This is a genomic window from Pseudomonas sp. (assembly GCF_037994325.1).
GTDB lineage: Bacteria > Pseudomonadota > Gammaproteobacteria > Pseudomonadales > Pseudomonadaceae > Aquipseudomonas.
This window is the reverse complement of the sequence record NZ_JBBNAH010000332.1, coordinates 1-4,217: the sequence shown is the minus strand read 5'-3', so window position 1 is coordinate 4,217 and position 4,217 is coordinate 1. Positions and strand designations below refer to the sequence as shown.

Here is a 4,217-nt window from a genome sequence, read left to right as displayed (position 1 = left end):
GACAAAAAGAAGCCCGGCAAATACCGGGCTTCTTTTATATCGAATTACCTGCTGAGTTCTGGATTACAGAATGCTCAGTGGGTATTCAACGATCAGGCGCAGTTCGTCGATCGAAGCCGAGCTACGCAGGTAAACCGCGTCGCTGGAACGATAGGTAGCTTGACGTACACGCAGGCTCAGATCTTTAGCAGGGCCGTCTTGGAAGACGTATTTCACGTCAACATCGCGTTCCCATTCTTTGCCGTTGTTAGTGGTCTCAACGTTCGCGCCCTTACCGGTTACATAACGGGTCATGAAAGTCAGACCAGGTACGCCGAAGGTGGTGAAGTCGAGGTCATAACGAGCGCCGTAGGATTTTTCGTCTTCAGTGTTGAAGTCGGAACGGGCGATCGAGTTGTTCAGGTACACAGTGCCGCCGCCGTCTACGCCGTAAGCGTAGTCGCCGTCACCGGTTACGTCCTGGAAGGACAGGGTGAACTTGTGTGCGTCGATGCTATAGGAGGCAGCGAAGCTGTAGGTCAGGTTGTCGATGTCGCCGCCGTTAACACTGCTGTCGCCGTCAGCCAGGCCAGCGCCGATGCTGTCGACTTTATAAGCGTTAACGTCCAAGCCGAAAGCTTGGCCATCAGCGATTGGCAAGGTCCAGTTTACGTTCGCATAGATCTTGCGGAAGTAGTCTTCGATACGCGAGTAGTAAAGAGTGGTGGAGAGCGAGTCGGAGAATGTGTAAGTACCGCCGATTACGTCAGCTTTGGTGAGACCCAGGCCGTCGTGGTTGGTGGAGTCTTGCGCGTTGATACCGGTAAAGTGACCAGCTTTCAGTTCCAGGCCAGCGATTTCGTTGCTGGTGATTTGGAAGCCTTCGGCAACTTCTGGCAGCAGACGGCTGTCATCAGTAGCGAACACTGGCATGGTGGTGAATTGATCACCGTACTTCAGGGTGGTGTTGGACAGGCGTACTTTAACTGCGCCGCCAACTTCGCCGTAGGAGTCCTCCGAGCGACCGTCAGAGTCTTCTGGGAACAGACCAGTACCAGCACGGCCACGGCCGCTGTCCAGTTTGATGCCGGCCAGGCCGATTGCATCAACGCCGAAACCTACGGTGCCTTGAGTGAAGCCGGACTCGAAAGTACCGATGAAGCCTTGGCCCCATTCTTCAACGCGGCTCTGAGTGCCAGCCGGGCGGTTACGGAAGTCACGGGAGAAGTAGAGGTTGCGAGCCAAAACGCTGAGGCTGCTGTCTTCTACGAAGCCCTTGGAGTCGGACTGTTCGCTGGCTACTGCCAGTTGGGTGCTGCCCGCTACTGCTAGGGCGATTAAGCTCCACTTCATCACTTGCATCGTGATTGCTCCTTTGGTTTTAGAAGAGTTGCGCTGCCCATCTTCTTTGTGTATGGGCGGCTCTTTCTTTTTGTGTCGGCGCTAAGTTATATCACGGCGACAATGTTGGCGACAGATAGTGCATGGTCCTTACAAATTCTTAACGGCTATGTCGCAAAAGCTTATGTGACATGTCGCAAATTCGTAGTTTTACGCTTGCATCCCAGCGATTAACTTTTTCCGTGATTTCTGATGATTAAAGTGCCGATAAAAACCGGTCGCATTAATCCCCTGTAAAGCCCAGCAGTTAATTCTTGTCCCTGGAGTTAACTGTTGTACTAAGCAAGGTACACAAACACTGTTCGGCGTCTGTGCTCATTGATCTTGCTAGGCATAAAGCAATTAGCGTGCACAAACACCTTTGCGCATGTGAAAAAATTGTTTTGTGTGATTTTTTGAGCGCTACGTTGTGTAAAAAGCTACAGATGGTGCGTATCTGCGCGCCCTGTAGCGGGCGCTAGGTGTGCCGCCAACCGTTACTGCTGGTGGCACTGACAGCTTGAAAGTGGGGCTTGTGGCGCTTGGGTAACAAAGCGTGCACAGCTTGGGTGCATGAAAAATTGGCCGCAGCTTGGTGGCGGCGCTCTTTTGGTGCGCAGTATGAGGCGGGCTCAGGAGCATGATTCATACCGGCGAGCGAGGGATGAAAGGTGCGCTGTTTTCGCTCGGTAGGGGCGGGCGAGTTTTTTCTGTTATGGGGGTATCCTGTGCGCCGAATCGGCCGCCTGCTCTTATGCCGGTGCAGGCTGAGTTGTACCTATATATATGTCGGAGTTTGTGTATGTTCGCCCTGGACTCACGTTTGCAGAACGACACCCTGCTGATCGGTGATTTTCCGCTGTGCCGTTTGCTGTTGATGAATGACGACCACTATCCGTGGTTTATCTTGGTTCCGCGGCGCGATGAGGTCAGTGAACTGTTTCAGCTAAGTAGCGATGAACAAAAGCAACTGTGGCACGAGACGGTCACTCTTTCCGAGTTATTAAAAGACACCTTTGCTGCCGACAAAATGAACGTTGCCACATTAGGCAATGTGGTCAGTCAGCTGCATATGCACGTTATTGTTCGTCGCCGTAGTGATGCCGCCTGGCCCGCGCCGGTGTGGGGCAAGTTTGCCGCGCAGCCTTACGCAAGCGAGCAGGTGGCAGCGATCCGCACCAAGCTGCGCTCTGTGCTGGATAGCGATTTTGCTTTTGCTGAGGAGTAGGTCATGAGCCTGGAATTGCGCGTGATGGAGTTGGAAACCCGCTTGGCGTTTCAGGACGACACCATTCAGACCTTGAACGATGAGCTCGTTGAGCAGCAGCGGATTATTGAGCGGCTGCAGATGCAGATATCCGCGCTGGCCAAGCGTCAGGAAGATATGCAAAGCGGCTTTGGTATGTCCGAGGAAGAGGCACCACCTCCGCACTATTAATAGGCGGCGCCCGGTAGAGGTGCGCTTCGGTCAATAAAAAACCCGCCACTGGCGGGTTTTGTATTACTGCATTCGCTTAACGACGTTGCGGCAGGGCGGCAATCACATCTTCAGCTTGCAGGCCTTTGTCGCGCTGCATAACGGAAAACTCAACGCGCTGGCCTTCGACCAAGACACGGTGGCCCTCACCACGAATGGCGCGAAAGTGCACAAAAATATCGTCGCCTGAGTCGCGGGAAATAAAGCCAAAACCCTTGGAGGTATTGAACCACTTGACCGTGCCGGTTTCGCGATCGCCCAGGTCTTGAGGGGTAACGCTGCTGCGGGTTTTCATCCGCAAGTTGGCGCCCATGTGCAGCAGAACAGCCAGCAGTACCGTCAGCAAACTCAGCAGTACGGCCGGTTGGCCGCCGATTACCGGGAGTGGGGCGAGCAGAATCAATACTTGCAGAACCACGGCCAACACCAGCAGTGCGCTGACCAAGCCTTGCACCTGTTGGCGAGCACCCATGTGCCAGATTGGGAAAAGAGGAGCGAGCAGTAGATTGATCAAACCAAATAGAGCGAGGTAGATGGCGTCAGGTTGTTGTAGGTAAGGAAGGCTTTCGGCGTGAAGACTGGGAATAGAGGACAGGAGCAGTGCGGCGACTCCTACAAGCAGGTGGACGATTTTCAGCATGTGCAATGAGCTCACTTATAAGGATGGTTCAGCGAAAGAGCTGGCTTGGCGCGGGTTGCCGTAAATAAAGATCGGCTATCGACACGCGTTGGCACCAGCCTATGCGCCGCGCGGGGCGGCGGCACGGGGGGTATTTAACAGCAAAGCGGAGGGCTACTCAAATCAAGCGCTTAGCGCAGGCTCTGGTAGATGAGGGTGAACTTGATTGCGGCCGGCGCGTTTGGCTTGGTAAAGCGCGTCGTCGGCACGGGTAAGCAGTGTTTCAAGGGTATCGCCGGCCTCGGCCAGGGCGAAACCGAATGAGGCAGTAATGGAGTCGAGAATTTCGTCAGTGCGCCTTACCTTTACCCGTAGGGCCTGAATTTTCAGGCGTAAATGTTCGGCAAAGCTGTGGGCTGTTTCTAAGTCTTGGCACTCGCGCAGGATGACGCAGAATTCTTCGCCGCCATAACGCGCCGCCATGCCTCTGGGTGGCAACAGTTCGCGCAGCAATTGGCCGACGTGCTGCAGTACGCGGTCGCCCAGCGGGTGGCCGTACTGATCGTTGAACTGTTTGAAATGGTCGATATCGAGCATCACCAGTGCCACGCTCTGATGGCCGTTGGTAAGGGTTTGTTCGAGTAGGCGGGTGAAGGCGTGGCGGTTGAACACGTTGGTCAGGCTGTCGAGGGTCGCGGCCATATGGGCGCGTTCCAGTTGGCCTCGAAGATGGGAAATTTCCTCCTGAGCGCTGCGTAGGCG

At 54.6% G+C, this 4,217-nt stretch carries 5 protein-coding genes and 1 pseudogene; 2 read left to right on the top strand and 4 right to left on the bottom strand.

The genetic code is table 11. The annotated features are described in order from the left end of the window. Positions 1-63: 63 nt before the first annotated feature. Positions 64-1,341, bottom strand: coding sequence for an OprD family porin (locus tag AAAB16_RS11215; protein WP_340663384.1), 1,278 nt, complete (start codon positions 1,339-1,341; stop codon positions 64-66). A gap of 820 nt (positions 1,342-2,161) precedes the next feature. Between AAAB16_RS11215 and AAAB16_RS11210 the strand changes: the two genes are divergently transcribed. After that, positions 2,162-2,587 (top strand): HIT domain-containing protein, encoded by a 426-nt coding sequence (locus AAAB16_RS11210; RefSeq protein WP_340663383.1) that lies wholly within the window; start codon positions 2,162-2,164, stop codon positions 2,585-2,587. Positions 2,588-2,590: 3 nt separating this feature from the next. Further along, positions 2,591-2,797, top strand: coding sequence for a SlyX family protein (locus tag AAAB16_RS11205; protein WP_340663382.1), 207 nt, complete (start codon positions 2,591-2,593; stop codon positions 2,795-2,797). Between the two features lie 76 nt (positions 2,798-2,873). Here AAAB16_RS11205 and AAAB16_RS11200 read toward each other — a convergent pair whose 3' ends face one another. The 3 genes and pseudogenes from AAAB16_RS11200 to AAAB16_RS11190 all read right to left on the bottom strand — a co-directional run. Continuing rightward, complete coding sequence (locus tag AAAB16_RS11200) at positions 2,874-3,098, bottom strand: cold-shock protein (RefSeq protein WP_162998724.1); 225 nt, start codon at positions 3,096-3,098, stop codon at positions 2,874-2,876. Positions 3,099-3,158: 60 nt separating this feature from the next. Continuing rightward, a pseudogene (locus AAAB16_RS11195) lies at positions 3,159-3,476 on the bottom strand (cold shock domain-containing protein membrane protein); the annotation flags it as partial. A gap of 162 nt (positions 3,477-3,638) precedes the next feature. After that, a partial coding sequence (locus AAAB16_RS11190; protein ID WP_340663381.1) for a GGDEF domain-containing protein occupies positions 3,639-4,217 on the bottom strand: 579 nt, incomplete at its 5' end.